5 protein-coding genes and 1 pseudogene are annotated in these 4,890 nt (G+C 38.7%); all 6 read left to right on the plus strand.

The window, feature by feature from the left end:
* Nucleotides 1-157 (plus strand): annotated as a pseudogene (locus ACFIL7_RS09005) (MFS transporter); the annotation flags it as partial.
* Nucleotides 158-270: 113 nt separating this feature from the next.
* Complete coding sequence (locus tag ACFIL7_RS09010; RefSeq protein ID WP_375637055.1) at nucleotides 271-1,041, plus strand: hypothetical protein; 771 nt, start codon at nucleotides 271-273, stop codon at nucleotides 1,039-1,041.
* Nucleotides 1,042-1,051: 10 nt separating this feature from the next.
* A complete protein-coding gene (locus ACFIL7_RS09015; protein ID WP_375683534.1) occupies nucleotides 1,052-2,290 on the plus strand; it encodes a DUF2087 domain-containing protein in 1,239 nt (412 codons plus the stop codon).
* 510 nt (nucleotides 2,291-2,800) lie between these two features.
* Nucleotides 2,801-3,955, plus strand: coding sequence for an MFS transporter (locus ACFIL7_RS09020; protein ID WP_375683535.1), 1,155 nt, complete (start codon nucleotides 2,801-2,803; stop codon nucleotides 3,953-3,955).
* Between the two features lie 9 nt (nucleotides 3,956-3,964).
* Complete coding sequence (locus tag ACFIL7_RS09025) at nucleotides 3,965-4,129, plus strand: hypothetical protein (protein ID WP_375633262.1); 165 nt, start codon at nucleotides 3,965-3,967, stop codon at nucleotides 4,127-4,129.
* A gap of 114 nt (nucleotides 4,130-4,243) precedes the next feature.
* Nucleotides 4,244-4,663 carry a DUF2087 domain-containing protein gene (locus ACFIL7_RS09030; RefSeq protein ID WP_375634985.1) on the plus strand — a complete coding sequence of 140 codons (420 nt, stop codon included), beginning with the start codon at nucleotides 4,244-4,246 and terminating at the stop codon, nucleotides 4,661-4,663.
* Nucleotides 4,664-4,890 lie beyond the last annotated feature (227 nt).

The raw sequence follows: 4,890 nt of genomic DNA on the forward strand, positions 1-4,890 counted from the left end.
AACAGCGGTGTGCCTTGGCTTTCTAGGAGCTGGTTTTGTAAAAGTGCATCACACCCAAAGCACACTGTTTATCATTGGCATTGCCACCATGATCGCAGGCCTATTAGGCTTTACGTTAAACCGCGCTATGCAAAAAAAGGAATGGGATAATGCCTAGCAAACTTTGCCATCTTTTCTCTCGAAAAAAACCATGCCCAAAAATGGCATAAAAATCATCACCTAATCAAATTATTGTATCTCCCATGCAACCCCATACCAAGCAATGTGATTTTGATAAACCATTCTCGTGTGGAGGAACAAACAACCCCAGCAAACAACCATTGCCAAAACTTGATATTTCAAAGCAGAAGAAAACAGTTTAACATCATGCAACAAGACCCTATAGGCTTAAACTTTTACAATAGAACAGGTGGTTATGTATGGCAACTGGCAGACTATATGCTACATGACTTGAATGAAAGCATCCACACACTTGAATTGCAAAAACCAACACCACCTATAGCCATCAATTCTTTCGCTGTCTACCCACGTGAACTCAATCCTTTATCACGCGTTCAATGGGCAAAGGACGTACAGATAACGAGAAACAAACCAGCACTCATTGGCAAACGGCAAATACAACCCATCACCATTGTTTCTACAAAAGGAGCGACATTTGGCGGATTCGACTTTCCCATATTTGAAGCACTTCGTGAAGGCTGCCTTGTCCAATCCTTAAAAGAAATCAAACTCAATGGTACTCTTCTTGCCTCTGGAAGTCTTTTGATATCACTGCTACGACACGGTCTCATCGAAACAGATCAAAAAGCCTTTTCAGAAAATGATGCAACAGCTCTTTTACGAGAGACAACATGTCGTATCATCGATTCTCCTCTTGGCACTCTTGCCATTAATCAACTTAATGGGCGCACAATCCGGCTTCATGAAAAAACAAAACATCTCTTGCAGAAAGCTGCCACACCAATGCATCTTCAATACCCGCTAGAGGATTCAATAAAGTTTCTTGTAAAAGCAGGAATGCTACGATTGCTCACATTATAAGGATAAAAAGATGCAGCTGATAAGACCTGGCATGGGAACAGAAAATAGTGCTCAACTTATCCATACGCTTATTCAAATGGCAAGACCGCGCACAGTCATTGAAATCGGTGCTGGTGATAGTACGCGCTTTATCGCAAAAGCACTTCAAAAAGCGAAATTATCATGGCAACAAGATAAAAAGCTTTTAGAATCCGCCATTTGGGAAGAGCGCACAGCGTTGCTTGATCCTTCAGGAGTCCTTGAGAATTACGAACCACGGCTTATCACAATTGATGATTTTACAGTAGAAGGTCAATCAGCAGAAGAAGCATGGCAAGAACTTCTTAAAGATAGCATTAAAAAAGACACTGTAACATTTATCAATGAAAATTTTTTCTCTCTTGATGAAAGCACCCTCAAATCTTGGGCGCCAATAGATTTTGCTTGGATTGATGCAGGAACCCCCGCAGATGATGTACGATTTGTTCTAACCCTTTGGGAACATATCACACCTGGTGGTTATCTTTGTTTGCATGAACCAACAATGATAACAACAATTGCTCTCAATGGCGAACAACGGGTTCGACGTGTTAGAACCCCTATCTGGGAAGAACTCCTCTATCGGCTTGATGGCTCCTATGAGGCTTTAACACTCCCCGAAAACCACAAATATCGCCAAGGTGGTCTGGGAATTATTCGCAAACGCACCCCAGCCGAACAAATTGTACGCGCACAATCACTACAAGCAGAACTCATAGAAATCAATGAACTTCCCATTCGCAACGATCTTTTGCCCATGGGAAAAGAAACCCTTCACAAACGCAATACCCGCAATTCACTGATCTCTGCCATGACATCACCGACACTGCGCGCTGTTTATGCCACCATCATCCTTGGTGCAAAAAATCTTACTGATATCCTCAAACATGTCGATTCAGATGCCAAAAACATTCACAAATCCATCAATCGCCTTTTGAATCTTGGACTTATTCACAACACAACAGAAGGATTTCAAGCCGAAGAGACAGTGTGGAAAATGCTAGAAAATAAACATGAACGGAATAGGGAAAATTTAAGCGACCGCCATTTAGAAACAGAAGAGATGCTATCAAAAATTGGTGAAGCCTTTCAAATGGGAAAAACCTATAGCGAAACGGAAGTTTCCAAGATATGCAACCTCTTTACGATAGACTTTGCCCGATTACGACGCACTCTTGTTGAGAGAGGTTTTTTACAACGCCATGGAGGAAAATATCAACGTATGCGCTAAAAGAGAATTGAAAAATGATTAGCGAACGCTATCGTTTTTCTTCTCTATTTCAAGAGAATGAATAACCTTCCACTAAAAAAATGTAATTTCATTAAAAGGTTACAAAATCATTCATCCCATTCATATGTTGACAATCTATGGAGATGAGATTAGCGTGCTCTCTTCGCAAGAGATGCAATGGGGAGGAACAAGAGTGCGGGATGTCAATTGGTTATTAAATAGGGTTAGAAACAGTCAAACCCATCAGGAGAAGATATAGGATCAAGGTCTCAATGATCTTACGATTGTTGCGCGAACATCCGGGCACAGTGTTGTTGCTCAATCCAAATCATACTCGATATTTCTAAAAACATCGTAGAAAAAACAATATTCTTGCATTGGACTGGCTAGTGAATCAAGAAAGATACTATTTCAACGAAATGTGCACAGCAAAAACAGGGCTGGCAAAACTTCCTCAAAAGATACAACAAAATGTCTTTGATCATTTAACAACACTTCTATGGAAATTCCATGGGCAAAAATAAAATAACTTTTTTCATCTATAGCACAGTTTTTCTTTCTGAATTTTCCTTTTTCTTTGTACTCCCTCTGCTTGGAAACTCTTCTCTCATAACTGCTGCCAATGTTGCTTTTTATCTCGCTGGATCAGTACTCCTTGAAAGCATTCTCATGGTAACCACAACGGGTTTATTAGAAAGATTTTCGCGTAAACTCTTAATGGCTACCGCCTTTATTTTAAGGAGTAGCGCTTTTGTGTGCATTATCCTATCGCTCACACCTTCTGCATGGTTGATCTTTTTTACCTTAATGGCTTTTTCGAAAGCAATTTCAAAGCCATTTTTGAGAGAAATTTTATCAGAACATCTCAATGAAAATGCTCTTAAACGCGCATTAACTCTCTATTCTTTTTTTCAAAATGCTGCTGTCGTTATCGCCCCTCTTGTTGCAACAAGTGCCATAAAATACAACGCATCGACCTTCTTAATGTTTTTTTTTGCACTCATTGGTTTGTATCTTTGTGTTCTATCCATTCAAATTGTTTATCATTACCCACATAAAACATTATCTCTTGAAAAGAATAAAAAAATAAAGAATCCTTTTCTTTCTTCTTTAAAAACAATAATACATAATCGTTCTATTGCTTATTTGCTGGTCACGGCTTTGCTTTGTACATTCCTCATGGGAATTTTCATCACCACCACAACACTTCTCAGTAAATTTGACAGAAATCTCGCCCCTTATAGTGGAATTTTCTTTTCAATTGTTGGCATCAGTATTTGTATCTGGCAAGGAATAATCAATAAACATCTCAGCCTTTCTGATAAATCAACTTTCTACCTATTATGGCTTATGGGAAGTTTCGCTGCATTTTTCCTCATGGGTGGCGTCTTTACCGCTGTGACTGCGTTAATTGCCTACAGTGTCTATGAATCTGTCATGGTTCCAGAAATATACTATCAAGCAGGGAAAACAACTACATCCCTCTCTGCCAGTGTTCTTTTTAGTTATATTCTTGTTATTTCAAATATTGGCCAAGCTGCCGGCTCATGGACAAGTGGATGGATCATCAGCCATTTCAACAATCATATCGCTTTCACCTTTTGCATGATTGTTGGTGCCTCCGCCTTTGCTTCTTGCCTGTGCCTCATGCAAACTAAAAAATAAGCAGCTTCCATGTCACATATAATTTTTGCAACCGGTGGCACAACAAGAGTGCCTAAAACACTTCGCCATAAATGGCTCAATTATGATTTTGTAACACACTCTGCGGCAAAAAAGCTCAAAACGGTCTTTAAAGATTGCTCTGTAAACTCCGTTGCAAATTGTCTCATAGCTTAAAGGATTATGGGGTAGACAAGCGTAAGGTAGCTACATTCTGCACGAATAATATTCTATTGATATCCATGTGCAATACAGCCAAATCATTTTTCTTATAATTCGCTCATTTCTGCCATGACCTCACCGACACTACGCGCTGTCTATACTGTTATTATACTTGGTGCTAAAATTCTTTCTGATATCCTCAAACTTGTCAATTCAGAGACCAAAAACATTCACAAATCTATTAATCGCCTTTTAAACCTTAGTCTTATTCAAAACACAACAAAGGGATTTCAAGCAATCGATAAATTATGGCAAGCGCTAGAAGATAAAAATGTACGAAATATGGAAAATTTTAGCGATCGCCATTTAGAAACAGAAGATATACTTACAAAAATTGCAGAAGCATTTCAAATAGGAAAAAACTATCGCGAAACAGAAACATCAAAAATATGTAGCCTTTTTACTTTAGATTTTGCGAGATTAAGACGAACCTTGGTGGAAAATGGATTTTTAAGACGATATGCAAGCAAATATCAGCGCATACGTTGAAAGAAAAAATTCAAGCATTTGAGTTTTTCTTGTGCAGCGTTTTGTTTTTTTGTTTTCTGTAAAGAGAATTTAGGACAGCTATGCGCCCCCTTAGTATTTAGTGGTATAGATAGTTTGGAGTTCAATGAATTGTTTGCAGTTTTTTTGTTACAAAAAGTTAGCGGATTGTTTTGAGGATTTGGCTATACAGGCTACACATAAGACAAAAGAAGAGATGACATAAGAGC

The organism is Bartonella sp. AP3QHHD, assembly GCF_042195765.1.
In the GTDB taxonomy this organism is placed as follows: domain Bacteria; phylum Pseudomonadota; class Alphaproteobacteria; order Rhizobiales; family Rhizobiaceae; genus Bartonella.

Bases quoted from the DNA above. Each gene is read 5' to 3' on its own strand.
- ACFIL7_RS09015 (WP_375683534.1), top strand. From the start codon at position 1,052: ATGCAGCTGATAAGACCTGGCATGGGAACAGAAAATAGTGCTCAACTT.
- ACFIL7_RS09020 (WP_375683535.1), top strand. From the start codon at position 2,801: ATGGGCAAAAATAAAATAACTTTTTTCATCTATAGCACAGTTTTTCTT.
- ACFIL7_RS09025 (WP_375633262.1), top strand. From the start codon at position 3,965: ATGTCACATATAATTTTTGCAACCGGTGGCACAACAAGAGTGCCTAAA.
- ACFIL7_RS09030 (WP_375634985.1), top strand. From the start codon at position 4,244: ATGACCTCACCGACACTACGCGCTGTCTATACTGTTATTATACTTGGT.